Origin of the sequence: Thioalkalivibrio sp. ALE19, from assembly GCF_000428605.1 — a bacterium.
Taxonomy (GTDB): Bacteria; Pseudomonadota; Gammaproteobacteria; order Ectothiorhodospirales; family Ectothiorhodospiraceae; genus Thioalkalivibrio.
The window spans coordinates 18,928-39,939 of sequence record NZ_AUAG01000032.1 but is presented as its reverse complement, the minus strand read 5'-3'; the positions used below and the strand labels follow the sequence as shown (position 1 = coordinate 39,939).

Sequence of the window (21,012 nt, the reverse complement as noted above, 5' to 3'; positions counted from 1 at the left end):
TCGCGGGGCTGGTGGGTCAATGCCGAAGGTGGCCGCGGTGACATCGACGACACCACCAACGCCAGCGGCGCCGACTATCGCTTCACCGGACTCACGGTCGGCTTTGATGCCCCGGTTTCCGAAGAACTCCATCTCGGTGCGGCCATGGGGTACACCCGCAACCGCGGCGACACCGCCGGGGGCGACATCGACGTCGACTCCATCCACCTCGCCGCCTACGGCGGATGGCAGCGCGATGCGCTCTACGCCCGCGGAAGCGTCGGCATGGCCTATCACCGCACCGACACCGAACGCTTCGTCGACACCGTCGGGCAGACGGCCGAAGCCGATTACTCCGCGCGTGGCGTGGGCATGCGGGCCGAGGGTGGCTATACCTTCGAGATCGGCAACACAGCCCGGCTGACCCCGTTTGGCGGACTGGATTACGAATACCTGCGCCGCAGCGGGTTCTCCGAATCCGGCGCCGGAGCCGCCAACCTGGATGTGAACCGCGAAAGCGAGTACTCGCTGCGCAGCCAGGCCGGCGTGCGCTTCGATCAGGCGTTCGAGACCACCGGCGGCTGGGTCGCCCCCTATGCCGAAGCCGCATGGGTGCACGAGCACGGTGACCGCTCCAGCCGCATGGACACCGCCTTCGCGGCCGACACCGCCACGCGCTTCACCATCGAGGGCCCGCGCCTCAGCCGGGATCGCGTGCGCGTCGCCGCCGGGCTGGATGCCCGCCTCAACGCGGATTCCTTCCTCAACGTCGGCTACCAGGGCGAAATCGCCTCGTCCGACGACCTCCACGCCATCGGCCTGACCTTCCGACGCAACTGGTAAGGCCCCCCGCAGGCCGCAGCCCCCTCCGAACGGAGGGGGCCATTCCATCCGGGCTTGCGCATAATGCGGGGTGTGCTCAATGCCCCCTGCTTCCATAAGGGAGCATTTCGCGCGACACTGCTTCCGAACTGGTGGTTGCCATCCGTCCGGAGGTTTTTCATGTCCGTCACCCGAATTCACCCGTTCAGCGCACCCGCGCATCTCCCTTCTGCCCTGGTGGCCATGCTTCTGTTCCTGCCCCTCAGTCCCGTGGCTGCCGAACCCGACGATTCCGTCGCCGGCTTCGACCCCATGGACGACCCCGAGGGCGAGGTGATTCTGCGGGTCGAGGGGGCCATCGAACACGCCAATGATGGCGACCGGGCCCTGCTGGACCGGGCGATGCTGGACCGCCTCCCGGAGCGTGAACTGGAGACCTCCACGGTGGTCACCGACGGGGTCAACCACTTCGAGGGCTTTTTGATGCGCGACCTGCTGGAGGCTCTCGGTGCGGAGGGTGACGAGGTGGTGGCCACGGCCCTGAACGACTACATCGTCGACATCCCGATGGAGGACTTCCACGACTATGACGTGGTCGTCGCGCATACCCGGGATGGCGAGGCCCTGACCCCGCGCGACAAGGGTCCGCTGTGGATCGTCTACCCGCGCGACGATCACGCCGAGCTGGACGACATCCGTTACGACTACCGCTGGGTCTGGCAGCTGGAGCACCTGGAGGTGCGATGATCGCGCGCCCGGCCCGCGAGCCCGCACCCGAGCGTGGCCATGCCCCGGATCCCTCGGCCGTCCCCAGCCTGCGCCGTGTCTCGACGTATGTGCTGCCGGTGCTCGCGGTCCTTACCTTCGCGATCTTCCTGACGGTGTCGCTGATGCGCCTGCACGACGTGGAGCAGGACATGCGCAGCAACGTGGACGAGAACATGCTGTGGGTCACCGCCCAGGCGCAGGTCGCCAGTCACCGCCTGGACGAGGAAGTCCACCGACGGACCCTGGGGGACGCGGATGCCCGCCCCGGCCTGCGTTACGACGTCCTCACCAGCCGCCTGGTCCTGCTGGATGCCGGGCCACAGCGGCGCTACGTCAAGGACATCGGGCTGGAAGAAACACTGGACGGCACCTTCGAGCATCTGGAGCGCATCGAGCCGATGATCGACGACGTCGCCCCCGACAACGTCGAGGCGGCCCACGCGATCCATGCCGAACTCAAGCCCCTCATGTCGGCACTCAACCGCATCGCCAACGCGGTGATGATCGAGGAATGGGAGAGCACGGGGGAACGCCTGGATCAACACCGCGCCAGTCTGATCCAGGCCATCGTGATGATGATCGGCATCCTGGTCACCGGGATCCTGCTGACCGCCCTCCTGATGAATGCCCTGCGGCAACGGCGCCACGCACAGGAGGCGCTGGCCGCACACCGTGACCGGCTGGAGATCGAGGTCCGCAACCGCACCCGCGACCTGGAAGCCGAACGCCGGCGCGTGGTGGACGCCATCGACACCGCGCCCGACGGCTTTGCCGCGTTCGACCCCGATGACCGCCTGATCCTGGTCAACCCGCAGTTCGCCAGCCTGCTGCCGCTGCCGGACGGGGCCCTGGAAGAGGGGCAGACGCTGGACACCCTGCTCGACCGCATCCGCGCCGTCACCCGGCCGGACACCGAACACGGCGACCCGGAGGAGATCACCGCGGACGACGGTGCGCAGTACGATCTGGAAGTCCCCGGTCGCGGCTGGGTCCAGATGACCCTGCGCCGCACCGATGACGGTGGCCAGGTGCTGCGTCTGGCCGACATCACCAGCTACAAGGACGCCGCGCGCAGTCTCGAGCATTCGCTGGAGCGCGAACGCGGCGTCAGCGAGTTCTACCGCAGCTTTGCGGCGATGGCCTCGCACCAGTTCCGCACCCCGCTGGCGATCATCGATTCGGGGCTGCAGCGCCTGCTGCGTCGCGGGGAGTCCATGGACCGCGAAACCCGCGAGGCGCGCTACCGCCAGCTGCGCGACACCGTCGCCCACATGACCCGGCTGATCGAGAACGCGCTGACCTCGGCGCGCCTGGAGGGCGGCCACGTATCGGCATCCACCCGCCCCTGCGACCTGCGCCCGCTGGTGGAACAGGCGATCGAAACCCAGCGGCAGATCACCCCGGACAATCCGGTACATCTGAGCGTTACCCCGGATGGACCGGTCATGGCGCGCTGCGACCGCGCGCTGGTCGAGCAGATCCTCGCCAACCTGCTGTCGAATGCGGGAAAATACTCGCCCGAGACCGCGTCCATCGAGGTTGAGCTGCGCGCCGAACCGGAGAAGATCACCTGCCACGTCACGGACCACGGGATCGGCATCCCCGAGGAAGACCAGGCGCGGCTGTTCGACCGCTTCTTCCGTGCCCGCAATGCCGCCCGCCATACCGGCATCGGTCTGGGCCTGGGCATCGCCCGCCAGCTCGCGCGCACCCAGGGCGGCGACCTGACCGTCCGTTCCCGCGAAGGGGAAGGGTCTACATTCACGCTGGAACTCCCGCGAGGACAGGATCCGGATGAACCACAGCACACCGAATGATGCCGCCGTCCCGGCCGCACGCATCCTCTGCGCCGAGGATGAAGCCCTGCTGCGCCGGGACATCTGCGAGGAACTGAGCGAGGCGGGTCATGTCGCCATCGAGGCGGCCCACGGCGACGAGGCCCTGGAGCAGATCGACGCCGTACACCCCGACCTGATCCTGTGCGACATCAACATGCCGGGCATGAACGGCTACGAACTGCTGGCCGCGGTGCGCGAACGCGGCCCGGAACTGGCGGACACCCCGTTCGTGTTCCTCACCGCGCTGTCCGACCCGCGCGAGGTGGTCGATGGCAAACGCGCGGGCGCCGACGACTATCTGGTCAAGCCGGTAGACTTCGACCTGCTGCTGGCGACCGTGGAGGCCCGCCTGCGCCAGGTGCGGCGCATGCGCCAGAAGAAAGAGGACGAGTTCGCCGAACTGCGCCGTACCCTCGGTGGACTCGGCCAGAGCCGGGATCAGGGACGCCGCAGCCTGGAGTTCGCGGCGCGCGCCCTGGATCCGGTCGCTCCCGGGGTCGTCCTGCTCGACCACGGCAACCGCGTGCTGCTGGCCAACCGCGCGGCGCGGCGCATGGCCGGCGACGCACTGACCTTGCAGGAAGGACGCCCGCCGGAGCCGGTACACTCCGAGGACGACCGGCGCCTGCGCGAGGCCCTGCGCCGGGTCCTCGCCGAAGAACCGGCCGCCGATGACGCCATTGAATGCATGCGCCTGCCGCGCGACGGCCACCGGCGCGAACTCCTGGCGATGATCTATCCCCTGCCCGGGGGCAGCGATCCGGCCGGGCGGGAGGCCGGGGAGGAGGAGCCCGCGGCCGTGATCCTCCTGTCCGACCCCGAACGGCGCGCCCGCCTGCCGGAAGACGTCCTGGCCCGCCTGTTCGACCTGACCCCCACCGAGGCCCGTATCGCCCTGGCCCTGGCCGACGGCTGGCGCACCGCCGACATCGCCCGGCGCATGGACGTGTCGAATACCACCGTCACCTTCCACCTGCGCAACCTGTTCCAGAAGACCGACACCCATCGCCAGGCCGAGCTCGTCGCCCTGGTGCTGGCCGGCTCCATGACCCTCGCCGTGGAATGAGCCCGGGCCGCCCCTTACTGGATGACGTAAAATCCTCTTAATCAATCAGGAGCCGTTGCATGTTATCGACCTCGCATCCTTCGTTGTTCTTTTCCTTTGTTCGCCCCGCAGTGATGCTCGGCGCGCTGGTAGCACTGGCGCCGACCATCGCCTCGGGGCAGCAGGCCCAGCAGCCGGCCCCGGCGCCGGGCCAGGCACCGGCCCAGGCGCCGCAGCCGGTACAGCAGGAACCGGAGGTGACCACCCACCAGGACTGGGAAAGCCTTTGCTGGGAGCTGGATGACGGCGGCGAGTTCTGCCAGATGCAGCAGACCCTCCAGGTGGAAAACCAGGGCCAGCAGGGGCCCTATCTGCAGACCACGGTACGGAGCGAAGGTGACCGACACGTGATGGAACTGCTGCTGCCGCTGGGCGTGGATCTGCGTCCGGGCATCGTCATGCAGGTCGACGAGGGCGAAGAACGCAATGCCGGCTTCGTCACCTGCATCCAGCAGGGCTGCGTGGCGGCCACCGAGCTGACCGACGAGATGCTGGCTGAACTGCGCGGGGGCCGCGAACTCAACGTGGGCTTCCGCCCGCTGCAGTCGGAACAGGTGCTGGTCTTTGACGTCTCCCTGATGGGCTTCACTGCGGCCAGTAATCGGCTCTGAGACGACCTTCTGGCGGTGCCGCCCTGCGCCGTTACAATGACGGCGTGAACGACACGCGCCAGTCCAGTTCGAACCCGCCCGTACGGCGCGCCCGCCGGCCCGGGTGGCTGCGTGCGCTGCTGGCGATGCTTGCCGCGGCCGCGCTGTGGGCGGTGCTGGCCGGGGGCGCAGCGCTGGCGCACCCGTTCGCCTGGCTCGCCATCGCGCTGACCGGGGGGGCCGTGCTCGCGCTGCCCGCGGGGCGCGCCCTGCGCCTGAACCCGACCGCCCTGCCCGGCCTGCTCGGGTTCTTCCTGCGCACTTCCGTGCTCGGCGGGATCGATGTGGCCTGGCGGGCCGTGCATCCGCGCCTGCCGCTGGCCCCCGCGTTCGAGCCATATTATGTGCGCCTGCCGCACGGACCGCCGCTGACCCTGTTCATGTCCATGCTCAGCCTGCTGCCGGGCACCCTGGCGGTCCGCCTGGAGGGCCGCCGCATGACCCTGCACCTGCTGGACGGCCGCAGCGACAATGCAGCCACGCTGATGGAACTCGAGCGGCGCATCGCACGGCTCTACGGGCTCGACCCTGACCCTCCGGGGAGCGCCCGATGAACCTGCTGCTGGTCACCGCCGCCGGGTTCCTGCTGCTGACCATCCTGTTCGGGCTGATCCGCGTGCTGCGTGGCCCGGGCTCAGGTGACCGCATGCTCACGGCCCAGCTGTTCGGCACCTCGGGGGTCGGCATCCTGCTGCTGCTCGGCTTTGCCCTGGACCAGTCGGCGCTGGTGGACGTGGCGCTGGTGTTCGCCCTGCTGGCGGTGGTGGCGGCCGTCGCGTTCGTGCGCCAGCACGGGCTGCCGGAGCCGGCGGGCACGCCGATGCACGAAACCCCGGTAGAAGAAGAGCCGCCGCACGACCCGGGGCATCACCCGGGGCATAACCCGACGGAGAAGACGCATGATCGCTGATCTGCTGACCGCCGTGCTGGTGCTCGCGGGGCTCGCGTTCTTCGCCGCCGGCACCCTGGGGCTGCTGCGTTTTCCCGATGTCTATACCCGTCTGCACGCACTCACCAAGGCCGACAACCTCGGCCTGGGTCTGGTGGTGCTGGGGCTGATGCTGCAGGCCGACGGCCCGGCGATGATCCTCAAGCTGGCGCTGATCTGGGTGCTGGTGCTCGCAGCCGGGGCCACGGCCGCGCACATGGTCGCCCAGCGGACCTGGACCCACGGCGAGTTCGAGCGGCGCGAATGAACGCAGCGCTGCTGGCCTTCGACGTCGTCCTGCTGGCCGGACTGCTGGGGGTGGCCTGGCGCTGTCTGGCCAGCACCGATCTGTTCCGCGCGGTGGTTCTGTTCATCACCTTCGGCCTGCTGCTGGCCATCGCCTGGGTCCGGCTCGAGGCCCCGGACATCGCGCTGGCCGAGGCCGCCATCGGGGCCGGCATCACCGGGGCGCTGCTGCTGGTCACGCTGGAACGGCTGAAGCACATCATGAACCCGCACCGCGGGGACGCGGGCCCGAGCCCGCCCCCGGATCCGGTGGCATCCGACACGGGCAACGCGGATGCGGAGGCCCGCGACGCCCGCGACCCGGGTGCCGGCAGTGTGGCGCTGAGCTGTGCCCCGACCCCGGCACGCGGACGCTGGATCACGCTGGTGGTGACCGTCGGCCTGGCCCTGCTGCTGATGGCAACGCTGGCCACGCAGGAACACGGCCCGGGCCTGCAACCCACGGTGGCCGATCGCATGGAGGTCTCCGGGGTGGACCACGGCATCACTGCGGTGCTGCTGAATTTCCGCGCCTGGGACACCCTGCTGGAACTGGCCATGGTCCTGCTGGCCGGGCTGGGGGCCTGGTCGCTGGGGCGCCATGACGCGCTGCCCGCCCGCCCGGCACCGGGGCCGGTCCTGCCGGGGGCGGTGCGGCTGCTGCTGCCGGTGGCCATCGTTACCGGGGTGTATCTCCTGTGGGCCGGGAGCCATGCCCCGGGCGGCGCCTTCCAGGCCGGCGCGGTGCTGGGCGCGGCGGGGATACTGATGAGCCTTGCGCGTCCGCACTCGCTGCCCGACCCGGACCCACGGCTGCTGCGTATCGGCGTGACGGCCGGGGCGCTGCTGTTCCTCGCCATCGGGCTTTGGGGGCTGTTCGCCGGCCCTGCGCTGCTGAGCTGGCCGCGCGAACTGGCTTATCCCCTGATCCTGATCATCGAGACCGGCGCGACCCTGTCCATCGCGCTCACCCTGGTCGCCCTGTTCGTTGGCGGACGTTCCCCGCGGGAGGACACATGATCGAATCCCTGGACCCCGGCACGCTGTACCCCTTCGGCGGCGCCGCGCTGTTCGCGCTGGGCCTGCACGGGCTGATCCGCCGGCGCCACCTGATCCTGCGCATCCTCGCGATCAATATCATGGGTTCCGGGGTGTTCATGGTGTTTCTCGGCATCGCCGCGCGCGGCGATGCCCCGCCCGACCCGGTGGCTCAGGCGCTGACTCTCACCGGGATCGTGGTGGCGGTCAGCGCGACCGCGTTCGCCCTCGCGCTGACGGTGCATCTGGCGCGCCTGACCGGCCATGCGGTGCTGCTGCCCGGGCCACTGAGAACCCACCGCGGCGACCGCCCCGAAGACCCGTGAGCGCCGCCATGCCCGAGTCCCTGGTGTTCGCGACCGGGGCCCTGGCGGCGGTCTCGCTGGGGCTGCCGCTGATCGCCTCCGCCTGGCCGTGGCAGGCCCGGCGCATCGGGCTGCTGGGTCTGTCGCTGGCGATCCTCGGGCTGCTGGCGACCCTCGGGCTGTTCCTCGATGCCGCGCCGGGGATGGACGCACCCGCGGTGCGGGTCGGTCTCGGCGGCTGGGAGGCACCGCTGGGCGTCACCCTGCACCTCGACGGGCTGGCACTGGCGATGCTGCTGCTGAACGCGCTGGTGGCCCTCGCCGGCAGCCTGTACGCCCGCGGCTACATCCGCTCGACCGCGGGAGAGCGACAGTTCTGGCCGCTGTGGCTGTGGCTGTGGGGCGGGCTCAACCTGCTGGTGCTATCGGGCGATGCCTTCAACCTGTACATCACCCTGGAGATCGCCAGCCTGTCCGCGGTGGCGCTGGTGGCCTTTACCGGCGATACCGACGCGGTGACCGGGGCGATGCGCTACCTGCTGATCAACCTGCTCGGCTCGCTGTCGTTCCTGCTGGGGGCCGCGCTGCTGTACGGGGAGTTCGGCGTGCTGGACCTGACCCTGCTGGGCGCGCTGGCCGGAGACGGCCCCACCGAACGCATGGCCGCCGCGCTGATGCTGGGCGGGCTGCTGATGAAGGCCGCGGTGTTCCCGCTGCACGTGTGGCTGGCCACCGCGCATGCCAGCGCGCCGGCGCCGGTCAGCGGCATGCTCTCGGGCATGGTGGTGGCCGCGATGTTCTACCTGATCCTGCGGCTGTGGCTGGTGATCTTCGAGCCGCTGGGGACCCCCGCGCTGGCCGTGCTGCTGGGACTGCTGGGCAGCGCGGCCCTCCTCTGGGGCTCGCTGCAGGCACTGCGCGCACCCCGACTCAAGATCGTGGCGGCCTACTCCACGGTGGCGCAGATGGGCTACATCGCGCTGGCCTTCCCCATCCTGATCCTGCAGCCGGCGGCGTGGCCGGTGGTGGTGTTCTTCGCCTTCGCCCACGGTGTGGCCAAGGCCGCGGTGCTGATGGGCGCCGGAACGCTCCAGAAGGCTGCGGGACACGACCGCATGAATGCCCTGGGACCGGTGCTGCGGGCGCGCGGACGCACGGTGTTCGCCCTGGGCCTGGGCGGCATCTCGCTGATGGGGCTGCCGCTGACCGGCGGCTTTCTGGCCAAGTATCTGCTGCTGGAAGCGGGGCTGCACGGCGCGGCGGAGACCACCGCCATCATGCAGATCTGGACCGCGCTGTGGGTGGTGATGGTCGCGCTGGGGTCCCTGCTGGCCACTGCGTACATCCTGCGCATGGTGGCACCGGCTTTCGCCCGCGGTGAGCGCGATCCCGGCGTCCCGGTCTCCGCCGGCATGCAGTGGATGCCGCTGGTCCTGGCCGTGGGCGCGGCGGCCATGGGTCTGGCCGGGGCACCGCTAATGCATCTGCTCGGCCACACGGCGGGGGTGTCATGAACGCCGACGGCGGCCTGCTCCTGCTCGCGATCCTGGCCAGCTCGCTGGTACCGGGACTGGTGATCTTCTTCCTGCCGGAAGAACGCCACGGGCTGCGCACCCTGCTGAACCTGAGCGCGGCGGGGATCAAGCTCGTACTGGTCGGGGTGCTGCTCCTCGGGGTGCAGCAGGGCGAGACCTTCGAGTTCGGCCTGACGCTGCTGCCGGGCGTGGACTTCGTGCTCGCCGCCGATGCCCTGTCACTGCTGTTCGCGACCCTGTCCTCGATCCTGTGGTTCGTGACCACTCTGTATGCGATCGGCTATCTGGAGGGGTCGCCGCGGCGCAGCCGCTTCTTCGGGTTTTTCTCGCTGTGCGTGAGCGCGACGGTCGGCATCGCCCTGTCGGGCAACCTGATCACCTTCGTGATCTTCTACGAGATCCTGACCCTGGCCACCTGGCCGCTGGTGGTCCACCGCGGCACCCCGGAGGCGCTGCGCGCGGGACGGCTGTATCTCGCCTACACCATCACCAGCGGGCTGGTGCTGCTGGTCGCGGTGATCGCGCTGAACCTGCTGGCGGGTTCGCAGCCGTTCGAGTCGGGCGGCTACCTGCAGCACCTGCCGGGCGAGCTGCACGGTCTCCTGCAGATCATCGGGCTGGCGCTGATCGCCGGCTTCGCGGTCAAGGCGGCGCTGATCCCGCTGCATTCCTGGCTGCCGCGGGCGATGGTCGCGCCGGCCCCGGTCAGCGCCCTGCTGCACGCGGTGGCGGTGGTCAAGGCGGGGGCCTTCGGTCTCGTGCGCACCCTGAACGACGTGTTCGGCCTGGAGCTGGCCGCAACCCTGCACCTGACCGACGTGCTGCTGGTGCTGGCCGCGCTGACCATCATCTACGGGTCCATCCAGGCCCTGCGTGCCCACGACATCAAGCAGCGGCTGGCGTTCTCCACGGTCAGCCAGGTTTCCTACATCGCACTGGGCGTGGCGCTGGCCGGACCGCTCGGGGTGGTCGGCGGACTGGTACATCTGGTGCATCAGGGCCTGACCAAGATCACGCTGTTCTTCTGTGCCGGCAACTTCGCCGAGACCCTGGGCATCCACGAGATCCGAGAGATGCGCGGGGTCGGCCGGCGCATGCCACTGACCATGGCGGCGTTCACGGTTGGCGGGCTGGGCATGATCGGGCTGCCGCCGCTGGCCGGGTTCATCTCCAAGTGGTACCTGGGGCTGGGCGCGCTGGAGGGGGATGCGGTCTGGATCCTCGGCGTGCTGGCGCTGAGCAGCCTGCTCAACGCGGCGTATTTCCTGCCGCCCATCATCGCCGGATGGATGGCCGAACCGGAGGTGACCCGGCCACCAGCGCACAAGACGCGCTTCGAGAGCCACTGGATGTTGCTGTTCCCGACCCTGTTCGTGGCCGTGCTGGCGCTGCTGCCGGGCCTGCTGGCCGGGCTGGAACTGAGCCCGCTGGGCTGGGTGGAACGGATCGTCGAACGCGGATATGTCCTGGTGCCGGGCAGTGACATGGAGAACGGCACGGGGGTAACGCCATGAACGCGTTCATCCTGCTCGGGGTGCCGCTGCTTCCGCTGCTGCTGGCCGCGGCGCTGTCGCTGCGGCCGGGCCGCGCGCCGCTGCGTCTGGTGCCCTGGGCGGCGCTGCCTGCCCTGCTGCTGGCCGCGCTGGGCCCGGAGGGCAAGCAGGCCTCGCTGCCGTGGCTGCTGACCGGGGTGGAGCTCGGGCTGGATCCGCTCGGCCGGATCTTCCTCGTCCTGACCGCCGGCCTGTGGCTGGCCGCCGGGCTGCACGCGCTGCACGAACGCGCGGACGATCCCGCCCGGCGGCGATTCTTCGTGTTCTTCCTGCTGTCGATGGCGGGCAACCTGGGGCTGATCCTCGCGCAGGACGCCGCGTCGTTCTACCTGTTCTTCTCGCTGATGAGCCTGTCGGCCTGGGGCCTGGTGGTGCACAAGCGCAGCACCGAGGCCTGGATGGCCGCACGGCTGTATCTGGTGCTGTCGGTGTTCGGCGAGGTCGCACTGTTCGCTGGTCTTATGCTCGCCATCCACCAGGCGGGCGGCGAGACCGCGCTGGCGGCCATCGCCGCGGCACGACCCGAGGGCGCGGCGATGGTGCTGCTGGTGCTGGGCCTGGGCATCAAGGCCGGCATGCTCGGGGTGCACTTCTGGCTGCCACTGGCCCATCCTGCCGCACCGATACCCGCCAGCGCGGTGCTGTCGGGCGCCATGATCAAGGCCGGGCTGCTGGGCTGGATGCGCCTGCTGCCGCTGGATGCCACGGGCCACGCCGTGCTCGGCGAGGTGCTGATCGGGCTGGGGCTGGCAGCGGCCTTTCTGGGGGCACTGGCAGGGGTCTTCCAGGCGCGCCCCAAGACCATCCTGGCCTACTCCTCCATCAGCCAGATGGGCCTGATGACCACCGGGGTCGGGCTCGCGCTGCTACTTCCGGCGATGCGCGAACCGCTGCTGTTCGCGGTGGCGATGTACGCCCTGCACCACGGGCTGGCCAAGGGATCGCTGTTCCTCGCGGTGGATGTCGCCGGACGCCTGCCGTCGGCCACTGCGGCCCGCTACGCGGCCCTGGCGCTGATCGTGCTGCCGGGCCTGTCGCTGGCCGGCCTGCCGTTCACCAGCGGCGCGCTGGCCAAGGAATGGCTCAAGGCCCCGCTGGCGCCGGATGCCGCGGGCCCGGCCGACACCCTGCTGACCCTGGCCGCGACCGGGACCACCCTGCTGGTGCTGCGCTTTCTCTGGCGCCTGCGCGCGGAGCTCGCCACGCGCACGGCACCCGAGGCCACCGGCCGCTGGCTGCCCTGGGCCGGCCTGGCGACGATGTCGCTGATCCTGCCGGGGCTGGCGGTACTGCTGGGCTGGCTGTCCCCGGAGCTGGACCCGCCCGTGCTGACCGGCATTTCGTTGCTGTGGCCGATCGCACTGGGGCTGGGGCTGGCCGCGGCAGGACTGGTGCTGCTGCGTGACCGGGGTCTGCGCGGCGTGCCCGAAGGGGATGTAGCGGTGCTGGCCAACGCCCTGATCCACGCCGCGCGGCAACTGCATGCGCGGGTGAGCCCGCTGCGCGAGATGCGCATGCAGCCGCGCACACGGGCGCGGCTGCGTTATCTGCAACGCAGCGCCCGGCACGATCTGCTGCAGGCGGAGCTCAGGATGACCCGCTGGGGCCGCGTGGCACTGCTGTTCGGCCTGACGCTGCTGGGCCTCTACGCCGCGATGGCGCTGATACCCTGAAGCGATGTCCGGGCCCGCCGTGCCCCGGGCGAGGGTCAGCGGCGCACGAACTCCGCGATCAGGTCGGCGGCATCGTCGGCGAAGAAGTCGCGGAAGAAGTGATCGGCACCGAGGACTGTATCCACCCGGATCCGGTCGTCGTCTTCCAGCGCCTCCATGCGGTCGGGCAGCTCCGGCACCACGTCGTCTTCCTCGCCGATGATCACCTGGGTATCGGTCCCGATACCGTCGATCACGCTGGGGGTGTCGTGCTGCGGGCCGGGCTCGTAGTAGCCGATGAACGCCCGCGGTGCGACCTCCAGCGCCTCGCACTGCAGGAAGCGGTGATCCTCCAGCATGTCCCCGTTCGCTTCGGCCAGTTCGCGCGCGGCTTCCAGGGCCTCGTCCAGCGAGGTGCCGGTCTGCTCGAGGAACTGTTCGGCGTTTTCATCGGCGTCGAAGGTGGCCGGCGCCAGCAGGGTCAGGCCGGCGATGTTGTCCGGTTCCCGCTCGGTCAGGTAGCGGGCGATCTGATTGCCGCCGCGGGAGTGCCCCATCAGGGTAACCGGTCCGTAACCCTGGTCCGCCAGCCATTCCTGCCACGCCCCCAGTTCATCCATGTGTTCCTCGGGACCATGGGTCACCGGGGCGTCGCACTCGAACATCCCCTCGCGCTCGTCGATCCCGAAGCTGAGGTTGATCGACAGGGTGTTGAGTCCGTGCTGTTCGGCCAGCAGGTCCTGCACCGCGGTCATCACCTCCATGCGACCGTGGGCCAGGGTGCCGTGCAGCATCAGCACCACGCCGTCCTCCGGCGCGGCGCCACTGCCTTCGGCGAGATGCCCAACCAGGTTCAGGCCGTCGTGTTCGAGGGTGACGCGTTCGGCCGCGGTGGCCGGCAGGCTGACGCCCAGGGCCACGGCCATCGCCGTCAGGGCAGGAAGGGTCTTTTGCATGGTGATTCTCCGCGATCAGGGATTCGGGCGGGCCTCAGGCAAAGACCCCGCAGGGCCCGCAAATATTCCTCGATCGGACGGCCATGGACGTATTGACGTTCGCGCAAATGGCCGCATACTCGGAGTTGTCATCCGACCCCGGGTCTACCCGGTTTCCTGATGGCACCCGTTGCCGGGTGCCATGCGGCATCGGCGCCACGATGTGAAGCTGTCGGATATCGGACGCCGATTGCGCGGGCCATCAAGGCCGGCAGGGCGTCCATGTCGGAGGGCTTCCGACAGCATCGAGGCGTGTTGTGCACCACCCGTCGGAATACGAGTCGCTGACCTTCCCGCAGCGCGGCCTGATCCTTTTCTACCTTGCGGTCGCCGGGTTCTATTTAATCTGGCGTTTCACCACCCTCAACCCCGAGGCTCTGGCCTTCTCCTGGCTGGTGTACGGCGCCGAGATCTACGGCGTGCTGACCATGGTCATGCACGTGATCATGAACTGGCGCCTGAGCGTGCATACGCCACCGCCGGCGCCCGAGGGGCTCAAGGTGGACATCCTGGTGCCCACCTACAACGAGCCCGAGGCCGTTGTCCGGCGCACCCTGCTGGCCTGTGTGCGCATGGATTATACGCACGAGACCTGGCTGCTGGACGACGGCAACCGTCCGGAGATGAAGGCCCTGGCGGAACGTCTGGGCTGTCACTACCTGGCGCGCGAGAACGGCGAACATGCCAAGGCCGGCAACCTGAACAACGCGCTGGCCCACGCGCAGGGCGACTTCGTCGCGATCTTCGATGCCGATCACGCCCCGCACCGTCACTTCCTGACCAATACCCTGGGCTATTTCAACGACCCGGATCTCGCGTTCGTGCAGACGCCGCAGGACTTCTACAACCTGGATTCCTACCAGCACCGCATGGATCCGGACCGCAAGCAGCTGTGGACCGAACAGTCGCTGTTCTTTCGCGTGATCCTGCGCGGCAAGGACACGCACAACGCGGCGTTTTTCTGCGGCAGCTGCGCCATCGCCCGGCGTCGCTGCCTGGACGAGATCGGCGGATTCGCCACCGGCACGGTCACGGAGGACCTGCACACCTCGATCCGGCTGCACGAACGGGGCTACCGCTCGATCTATCACGCGGAGCCGCTGGCCTTCGGCATCGCGGCCATCGATCCGGAAGGCTTCCTCAAGCAGCGCCTGCGCTGGGGCCAGGGCGCCATGCAGGTCTGGCGCCAGGAGCGGGTACTGACCAACCCGGGTCTGACCTGGCCGCAACGGATGAACTACTTCGCCAGCATGCTGACCTATTTCGACGGCTGGCAGCGCCTGATCTTCTACACCATCCCGGCGATCGTGCTGATCACCGGCGTCCTGCCGATCAGCGTGTCGGTGACGGAGTTCCTGATGGTGTTCGTGCCATACATGCTGCTGAGCTTCTGGGCCTTTGAGGAGCTCACGCGGGGCTACGGGCGCACCGTCATCATCGAGCAGTACAACTTCGCCCGCTTCGCGATCTTCGCCCGCGCGACCCTGGGCCTGTTCCGGCGGCACCTCGCGTTCCGCGTGACGCCCAAGAGCCGCCACAAGGACGGTGCCGGACCGCGGCCCCTGCGGGTGCAGTGGTTCATCCTGGCCTTCAACGCCCTCGCGATCCCGGCGGGCATTGCGCTGTATTTCCTGCACGCACACCTGCCGGGTGATGCCCTGATCGCCAACGTGCTATGGGCCAGCCTGCTGATCCTGATCGCGGTCTCGCTGTTCCGCTACACCGCGCGCAACGCGAGCTTCCACCGCGCGGAATACCGTTTCCCCATCCCGGTGGCCATGTCGCTGACCGCACCCGACCAGGCGCCCCGGCTGCTGACCGTGGACGACCTCTCGCCCGGCGGCTGCCGGGCCTACGGCATGCTGCCCGGCGCACGCGACGAAGACACGCCCCTGAGCGTGAAGCTGCATCTGCCCGGCGGCCCGCTGGAACTGTCGGCCCGCGTGCGCTTCTCGCGCAGCGAGACCGCGCCCGATGGCGAGCGCTTCAGCCGGGTACACGGGCTGCATTTCGAGGCGATGAGCGACTCCGCGCGCGAACGCCTGGAGGCCTTCCTGCACGGCAACGACCTGCAATGGCATGTGCAGGGCTTCAGCGAACAGCAGCGGACCCCGCTGATGCGGCTGGCCGAACGCCGGCGCGCCACGCCGGCGCCGGAAGAAGCCACGGAGGCACCTCGCCCGCCGGTCGCCGACTTTGCCCGTCAACTCGCGTCGGTGCACTACTGGAGCGCCTGCGAGTGCCGGTTCCCGGTGCAGTATGACGACGAGGTCTTCCATGGCGTGGTGACCGTGGAAGCGCTGCCGGATGGCGTCTCCTACCTGCTCGTCAACCGCCCGCTGATCGCCGGCGGCGCCATCGAGATCCACACCCGTCCGTACAACACCGGGACCCGCGTGCTTCAGGCCACCATCGGCCCGTCGCGCCTGCTGGCCACCGCCGATGGCCCGGTCCACCTCTATCAGCTCCAGCCTCAGGAGGAGACGACTCCATGTCCGCAGCCCGCCGACACCACCGCCACCACGGCCTGATCCGCGCGGCCGCCCTGCTCCTGCCGCTGGCCGTACTCGCCCTGCCCGCGCGCGCGGACTGGCTGGGTCTGGCCGGCGTCGAGGGTCTGTTCGACGGTGGCTATGCCTATACCACCGCGATCATCCCCAACGACGGCGAGCTCGGCAACGGCTGGGCGCAGCGCTATCGCGTGGACTATTCGCAGTACGAATACCCCGAGAACGACACCACCGTGAAAGGCCGGGCCACCGGGGCCTCGGCCGCGCTGGGCTACCAGTTCCCGGTACAGGATGGCTGGCTCAGTACCTATGTCGGGGCGGCCTGGTACCACACCCGACTGGACCCCGAGCCCGATGACAGCGACGTGGTCGGCGGACGGCTGCGCGCGGTCCTGGACATGGATGCCGGGCGCATCATCGACGAACGCTGGATCCTCACCGGCGGGGTCAGCGTCACCCCGGCCGACCGTGCCTACTGGACCCGCGGCCGGGCGATGCGACGACTGGGCGACAGCCGCTACTACCTCGGGCCGGAGGTGTTGTTCCACGGGGACCGCGACTACGACGCCGTCCATCGCGGACTGGCCCTGCAGATGCGCGAGGTCCGCCCCGGCCTCGACATGGTCGTGAAGACCGGACACAAGCAGATCCGCGACGGTGGCGATTCCGGGGGTTACCTCGGGCTTGAACTGGTGCGTCACTTCCGCTGACGCGGCCGGCCCGGCACGGGTGACATCCCGCCCGCGTCGCGGCAGGATGAGAGCCGGGTCAGATACGGGCCATACAGGGGAAGTGCATTGGAAGACCAGCCGGAGCAGTCGCCCTCGAACTGGCATGCCCGCGAAGCGCGGGACGTCGCGGATGAGCTGAAGAGCCACACGGACCACGGGCTGTCGCAGGATCAGGCCGGCGAGCGGCTGCAGAAACACGGCCCCAATCGTCTGCCCGAAGCGGAGCAGGCCGGACCGCTCAAGCGCTTCCTGCTCCAGTTCCACAATGTCCTGATCTATATCCTGATCGCGGCGGCCGTGGGCACTGCGCTGCTGGATCACTGGCTGGACACCTGGGTGATCCTCGGGGTGGTCCTGATCAACGCCATCATCGGCTTCGTGCAGGAGGGCAAGGCGGAAAAGGCGCTGGATGCCATCCGCGACATGCTCTCGCCTCAGGCGGTGGTGCTGCGCGACGGCCAGCGGCGCACCATCCCCGCCGAGGAGCTGGTCCCGGGCGATATCGTACTGCTGAACGCGGGTGACCGCGTGCCGGCGGACCTCCGCCTGTTCTCCGTGCACAACCTGCGCGTGGACGAAGCCGTGCTGACCGGCGAGTCCCTGCCGGTGGACAAGGAGACCGAGCCCGGCCCGGAAAAGTCGGACCTCGGGGATCGCCGCAACATGGCCTTCTCCGGAACCATGGTCGCCTACGGGCAGGGCCGTGGCGTGGTGGTGGCCACCGGCGAACGCACCGAGATCGGCCACATCACCACCATGCTGGGCGAGGTCGAAAAGCTGACGACCCCGCTGCTGGCCCAGATCGCGCAGTTCGGGCGGTGGCTGTCGGTCGGCATCGTGGGCCTCGCGGCGCTGACCTTCGCCTTCGGCTACTGGGTGCGGGACTACGCCCTGGTGGAGACCTTCCTGGCGGCGGTCAGCCTGGCGGTGGCCGCGATCCCCGAGGGCCTGCCGGCGATCATGACCATCACCCTGGCGATCGGCGTGCAGCGCATGGCCATGCGCAACGCCATCATCCGCCGCCTGCCCGCGGTGGAGACCCTGGGATCGGTCACCACCATCTGCTCGGACAAGACCGGGACCCTCACGCGCAACGAGATGACGGTGCGCACCATCGTGACCACCACCAGCGTGACCTCGGTCTCGGGCACCGGCTATGCCCCGGACGGCGGTTTCTCGCGCGACGAAGCCGAGATCGACCCGCAGGAGGACGCGGTGCTGTCGCGGGCGATCCATGCGGGGCTTTTGTGTAACGACGCCGAACTCCATCATCGCGACGGCCAGTGGTTCATGGAGGGGGCGCCCACCGAGGGCGCGCTGGTGACCCTGGCGGCCAAGGCCGGACTGGATCCGGCGTCGCATCGCGCCGAACACCCGCGGGCCGACGTCATCCCCTTCGACTCCGCCTACAAGTACATGGCCAGCCTGCACCATGACCATCACGGCAACGGCTGCATCTTCGTCAAGGGGGCCCCGGAAAGGCTGTTGACCATGTGCGGCAAGGAGCTGGGGCCGGAGGGTGAACGCCCGCTGGACGAACGTGCCTGGCGCGAACGGATCGACGCCATCGCGCGCGGCGGGCAGCGCCTGCTGGCGGTGGCGATCCGTTCCACCGACGCCAGCCAGACCGCACTGCAGGACTCGGATCTGGAAGACCAGCGACTGATCCTGGTGGGGATCTTCGGCATCATCGACCCGCCCCGCGACGAGGCGATCGAGGCGGTGCGCAAGTGCCGCGACGCCGGCATCCGGGTCAAGATGATCACCGGCGACCACGCGGTGACGGCGAAGGCCATCGCCGCCGAGCTGGGCATCCGCGCCCGTGGCGGCGCGATGGACGGGCAACAGATCGAGGCCGCCTCCGACGAGGAACTGCGCCGACAGGTGCGCGACGTGGACGTGTTCTCGCGCGCCACCCCCGAACACAAGCTGCGCCTGGTCACCGCCATCCAGGCCAACGGCCAGGTGGTCGCGATGACCGGCGACGGCGTGAACGACGCCCCGGCGCTCAAGCGCGCCGATGTCGGCGTGGCCATGGGGATCAAGGGCACCGAGGCCTCGCGCGAGGCCTCCGAGATGGTGCTGGCGGACGACAACTTCGCCTCCATCGCCAACGCGGTGGAGGAAGGCCGCACGGTCTACGACAACCTGAAGAAGGCCATCCTGTTCCTGCTGCCCACCAACGGCGGCCAGGCCTTCACCATCGTCGCCGCCATCCTGCTCGGACTGACCCTGCCCCTGACCCCGGTGCAGGTGCTCTGGGTCAACATGGTCACCGCGGTGACCCTCGCCCTCGCGCTGGCCTTCGAGCCCACCGAGCCGGGGGTCATGCAGCGCCGGCCTCGACCGCCGGGTACGCCTCTGCTGTCCGGATTCCTGCTGTGGCGGGTGGCCTTCGTCTCCGTGCTGCTGGTCGCCGGCACCTTCGGCCACTTCCTGTGGCTGGAGCATCAGGGTGTCCCCGACGACTTCGCCCGCACGGTGGCGATCAACACCCTGGTCATGGGGCAGCTGTTCTTCCTGTTCAACAGCCGCTACATCCTGGAACCGGTATTCAACCGCGCCGGGCTGCTGGGCAGCCGCGCGGTGCTGATCGCGGTGGCCGTGCTGATCCTGCTGCAGGGCCTGTTCACCTACGCCCCGCCGCTGCAGTTCCTGTTCGGCACCGCGGCCATCGGCCTCGAGGAATGGCTGCGCATCCTCGCCTTCGGCGTGATCCTGTTCGTGCTGGTCGAGACCGAGAAAACCATCCTGCGCCGCCGCGGGTTCGACCCGCACGGTCAGGGCAAGGCCGGTACCCGATCGAACCAGGGCGACACCGTCTCGAGCTGACCGGCAAGACTGAACAGACCGGCCTCGCCGGTCACCGGTGCGACGAACTGTACGCCCACGGGCAGGTTGTGCGGGGTCCAGTGCAGGGGTACCGACATCGCCGGCGCGCCGGTCAGATTGGCCAGCTGGGTGAACGGGACCCGTCCCAGCTCGTCACAAGCCAGGCGCTCGATCAGCCCGGAGGCCCGCAGCAGCGGGAGCGTCCCCGACCGCAGCACGACCTCCAGGACCGTGCGCTGCCACCCGGGCAGTGCGGTCTCCCCGATGCGGGGCGGCGGCCGTGCGACCGTGGGCGTCAGGTACAGGTCGTATTGCCGGTGGAAGTCGTGCATCGCGTGCCGGTAACGGTTCCAGCGCTCGTGCGCGGCAACGTAATCCGCCGCGGACAGCGAGCGTCCGAGCGCCGCCATCACCCGGGTCTCGAGCTCGAAACCCGCAGCACCCGCACCGGTACGCTGGCGCACCCGCTCCACCATCGCGGCTACCTGGCCGAACCACAGGGTCAGCCAGTCGCGCGCCAGCTGCTGACCGTCGATCGCCGGTTCCGCCTCCTCGACGCGGTGACCCAGCCCCTCCAGCAGGCGGGCCGTCCCCTCCACGGCCGCATGGCACTCAGGATGCACCTGCATCCCGATGGGCGAACGGGTCGCATACCCGATGCGCAAGGAACCGGGTACGGCCGCCACCGCCTCGGAAAACGGCCGTGCGGGCGAGCCCCCGAGCGCGGCATCCAGCAGTGCCGCGCTGTCGCGCACGCTGCGGGAGATCACATGATGCACCGCGGCGCCGTGCATCCATTCGGAAAACGCCGGACCCACAGGGGTACGCCCCCGCCCCGGCTTGAACCCGAACAGCCCGCAATGCGAGGCGGGGATGCGGATCGAACCACCGCCATCGTTGGCCCCGGCCACGGGGACGATGCCGGCGGCCACGGCCGCGGCCGCGCCCCCGCTGGAACCGCCCGGCGAAAGCGCCGGATCCCACGGGTTGCGGGCCGGGCCGTGGACCACGGGCTCGGTCACCGACCGGGCGCCGAACTCCGGGGTGTTCGTCCGGCCGAACACCACCAGCCCCGCCGCCCGCCAGCGGCGGGTGATCCCGGCTTCGACCTCCGCACTCGCGCCGGCATCCCGCAGCGCACGACAGCCCCGGTCGCTGCCCTCGCCGGCCAGCTCCTGAAACAGGTCCTTCACCAGGAACGGAACGCCGGCGAACGGCCCGGCCGGCGGATCGGCCTCCGCCTCCTCGCGAGCCCTGGCATCGCGGCGGGCCACCACCGCATTGAGTTCCGGGTTCACGGCATCCGTGCGCGCCAGGGCGCACTCCAGCAGCTCCCGCGCCGTAGTCTGCCCGTCGGCGACGGCCGCCGCCATGGCCATCGCATCCATTCGCCGATACTCTTCGAAATCCATCCGCGGCTCCCGGCACGTACCCGACCGCGATGTTACGGGTATCCGCTGTCCCCGGCAGCCCACCGGGCCATCGG

General features: G+C 69.6%; 18 protein-coding genes. 16 read left to right on the top strand and 2 right to left on the bottom strand.

What is annotated here, in order from left to right:
- From F787_RS0112410 to F787_RS0112350, 13 genes are all read left to right on the top strand, one after another.
- Positions 1-822, top strand: an 822-nt coding sequence (locus F787_RS0112410; protein ID WP_028492384.1) for an autotransporter outer membrane beta-barrel domain-containing protein, incomplete at its 5' end; no start/stop codon positions are given.
- 159 nt (positions 823-981) lie between these two features.
- Positions 982-1,548, top strand: a complete 567-nt coding sequence (locus F787_RS0112405) for a molybdopterin-dependent oxidoreductase (RefSeq protein ID WP_028492383.1) — start codon at positions 982-984, stop codon at positions 1,546-1,548.
- Positions 1,545-3,386, top strand: coding sequence for a PAS domain-containing sensor histidine kinase (locus F787_RS0112400; RefSeq protein ID WP_028492382.1), 1,842 nt, complete (start codon positions 1,545-1,547; stop codon positions 3,384-3,386). The genes F787_RS0112405 and F787_RS0112400 overlap by 4 nt, the downstream gene beginning before the upstream one ends.
- A complete protein-coding gene (locus tag F787_RS0112395; RefSeq protein WP_028492381.1) occupies positions 3,364-4,473 on the top strand; it encodes a response regulator in 1,110 nt (369 codons plus the stop codon). The genes F787_RS0112400 and F787_RS0112395 overlap by 23 nt, the downstream gene beginning before the upstream one ends.
- Before the next feature lie 59 nt (positions 4,474-4,532).
- The gene (locus F787_RS0112390) at positions 4,533-5,123 is read left to right on the top strand and encodes an invasion associated locus B family protein (RefSeq protein ID WP_231373441.1); all 591 of its coding nucleotides are present in this window, start codon (positions 4,533-4,535) and stop codon (positions 5,121-5,123) included.
- A 44-nt stretch (positions 5,124-5,167) separates the two neighbouring features.
- Positions 5,168-5,716 carry a Na+/H+ antiporter subunit E gene (locus F787_RS0112385; RefSeq protein ID WP_028492379.1) on the top strand — a complete coding sequence of 183 codons (549 nt, stop codon included), beginning with the start codon at positions 5,168-5,170 and terminating at the stop codon, positions 5,714-5,716.
- Complete coding sequence (locus F787_RS0112380) at positions 5,713-6,072, top strand: monovalent cation/H+ antiporter complex subunit F (protein ID WP_018870483.1); 360 nt, start codon at positions 5,713-5,715, stop codon at positions 6,070-6,072. The genes F787_RS0112385 and F787_RS0112380 overlap by 4 nt, the downstream gene beginning before the upstream one ends.
- Entirely contained in the window at positions 6,062-6,358 is a 297-nt protein-coding gene (locus F787_RS0112375; RefSeq protein WP_019022410.1) for a monovalent cation/H(+) antiporter subunit G, read from the top strand. The genes F787_RS0112380 and F787_RS0112375 overlap by 11 nt, the downstream gene beginning before the upstream one ends.
- A complete protein-coding gene (locus F787_RS0112370) occupies positions 6,355-7,395 on the top strand; it encodes a hydrogenase subunit MbhD domain-containing protein (RefSeq protein WP_028492378.1) in 1,041 nt (346 codons plus the stop codon). Before F787_RS0112375 ends, F787_RS0112370 begins: the two co-directional genes overlap by 4 nt.
- A complete protein-coding gene (locus tag F787_RS0112365) occupies positions 7,392-7,739 on the top strand; it encodes an NADH-quinone oxidoreductase subunit K (protein ID WP_028492377.1) in 348 nt (115 codons plus the stop codon). The genes F787_RS0112370 and F787_RS0112365 overlap by 4 nt, the downstream gene beginning before the upstream one ends.
- Entirely contained in the window at positions 7,736-9,232 is a 1,497-nt protein-coding gene (locus F787_RS0112360) for a proton-conducting transporter membrane subunit (RefSeq protein ID WP_028492376.1), read from the top strand. Before F787_RS0112365 ends, F787_RS0112360 begins: the two co-directional genes overlap by 4 nt.
- Positions 9,229-10,767 carry a complex I subunit 5 family protein gene (locus tag F787_RS0112355; RefSeq protein WP_028492375.1) on the top strand — a complete coding sequence of 513 codons (1,539 nt, stop codon included), beginning with the start codon at positions 9,229-9,231 and terminating at the stop codon, positions 10,765-10,767. The genes F787_RS0112360 and F787_RS0112355 overlap by 4 nt, the downstream gene beginning before the upstream one ends.
- Positions 10,764-12,479 (top strand): complex I subunit 5 family protein, encoded by a 1,716-nt coding sequence (locus F787_RS0112350; RefSeq protein ID WP_028492374.1) that lies wholly within the window; start codon positions 10,764-10,766, stop codon positions 12,477-12,479. The genes F787_RS0112355 and F787_RS0112350 overlap by 4 nt, the downstream gene beginning before the upstream one ends.
- 35 nt (positions 12,480-12,514) lie before the next feature.
- Here F787_RS0112350 and F787_RS0112345 read toward each other — a convergent pair whose 3' ends face one another.
- Positions 12,515-13,414 carry an alpha/beta hydrolase gene (locus F787_RS0112345; protein ID WP_028492373.1) on the bottom strand — a complete coding sequence of 300 codons (900 nt, stop codon included), beginning with the start codon at positions 13,412-13,414 and terminating at the stop codon, positions 12,515-12,517.
- 296 nt (positions 13,415-13,710) lie between these two features.
- On the opposite strand from F787_RS0112345, the gene F787_RS0112340 reads away from it, so the two are divergent.
- The 3 genes from F787_RS0112340 to F787_RS0112330 all read left to right on the top strand — a co-directional run bounded on the left by F787_RS0112340 (position 13,711) and on the right by F787_RS0112330 (position 19,526).
- A complete protein-coding gene (locus F787_RS0112340; RefSeq protein WP_042805939.1) occupies positions 13,711-15,984 on the top strand; it encodes a glycosyltransferase in 2,274 nt (757 codons plus the stop codon).
- The gene (bcsS, locus tag F787_RS0112335; RefSeq protein ID WP_028492371.1) at positions 15,945-16,673 is read left to right on the top strand and encodes a cellulose biosynthesis protein BcsS; all 729 of its coding nucleotides are present in this window, start codon (positions 15,945-15,947) and stop codon (positions 16,671-16,673) included. Before F787_RS0112340 ends, bcsS begins: the two co-directional genes overlap by 40 nt.
- A gap of 87 nt (positions 16,674-16,760) precedes the next feature.
- Positions 16,761-19,526, top strand: coding sequence for a cation-transporting P-type ATPase (locus F787_RS0112330; RefSeq protein ID WP_028492370.1), 2,766 nt, complete (start codon positions 16,761-16,763; stop codon positions 19,524-19,526).
- Here F787_RS0112330 and F787_RS0112325 read toward each other — a convergent pair.
- Positions 19,475-20,938, bottom strand: a complete 1,464-nt coding sequence (locus F787_RS0112325) for an amidase (protein ID WP_028492369.1) — start codon at positions 20,936-20,938, stop codon at positions 19,475-19,477. The two genes, F787_RS0112330 and F787_RS0112325, sit on opposite strands and share 52 nt — an antisense overlap.
- Between the last annotated feature and the right edge of the window lie 74 nt (positions 20,939-21,012).

Coding starts and splice junctions, on each gene's coding strand:
- F787_RS0112390 (WP_231373441.1), top strand. CDS start 4,533: ATGTTATCGACCTCGCATCCTTCGTTGTTCTTTTCCTTTGTTCGCCCC.
- F787_RS0112345 (WP_028492373.1), bottom strand. CDS start 13,414: ATGCAAAAGACCCTTCCTGCCCTGACGGCGATGGCCGTGGCCCTGGGC.
- F787_RS0112325 (WP_028492369.1), bottom strand. CDS start 20,938: ATGGATTTCGAAGAGTATCGGCGAATGGATGCGATGGCCATGGCGGCG.
- F787_RS0112400 (WP_028492382.1), top strand. CDS start 1,545: ATGATCGCGCGCCCGGCCCGCGAGCCCGCACCCGAGCGTGGCCATGCC.
- F787_RS0112375 (WP_019022410.1), top strand. CDS start 6,062: ATGATCGCTGATCTGCTGACCGCCGTGCTGGTGCTCGCGGGGCTCGCG.
- F787_RS0112380 (WP_018870483.1), top strand. CDS start 5,713: ATGAACCTGCTGCTGGTCACCGCCGCCGGGTTCCTGCTGCTGACCATC.
- F787_RS0112350 (WP_028492374.1), top strand. CDS start 10,764: ATGAACGCGTTCATCCTGCTCGGGGTGCCGCTGCTTCCGCTGCTGCTG.
- F787_RS0112395 (WP_028492381.1), top strand. CDS start 3,364: ATGAACCACAGCACACCGAATGATGCCGCCGTCCCGGCCGCACGCATC.
- bcsS (WP_028492371.1), top strand. CDS start 15,945: ATGTCCGCAGCCCGCCGACACCACCGCCACCACGGCCTGATCCGCGCG.
- F787_RS0112405 (WP_028492383.1), top strand. CDS start 982: ATGTCCGTCACCCGAATTCACCCGTTCAGCGCACCCGCGCATCTCCCT.
- F787_RS0112370 (WP_028492378.1), top strand. CDS start 6,355: ATGAACGCAGCGCTGCTGGCCTTCGACGTCGTCCTGCTGGCCGGACTG.
- F787_RS0112355 (WP_028492375.1), top strand. CDS start 9,229: ATGAACGCCGACGGCGGCCTGCTCCTGCTCGCGATCCTGGCCAGCTCG.
- F787_RS0112365 (WP_028492377.1), top strand. CDS start 7,392: ATGATCGAATCCCTGGACCCCGGCACGCTGTACCCCTTCGGCGGCGCC.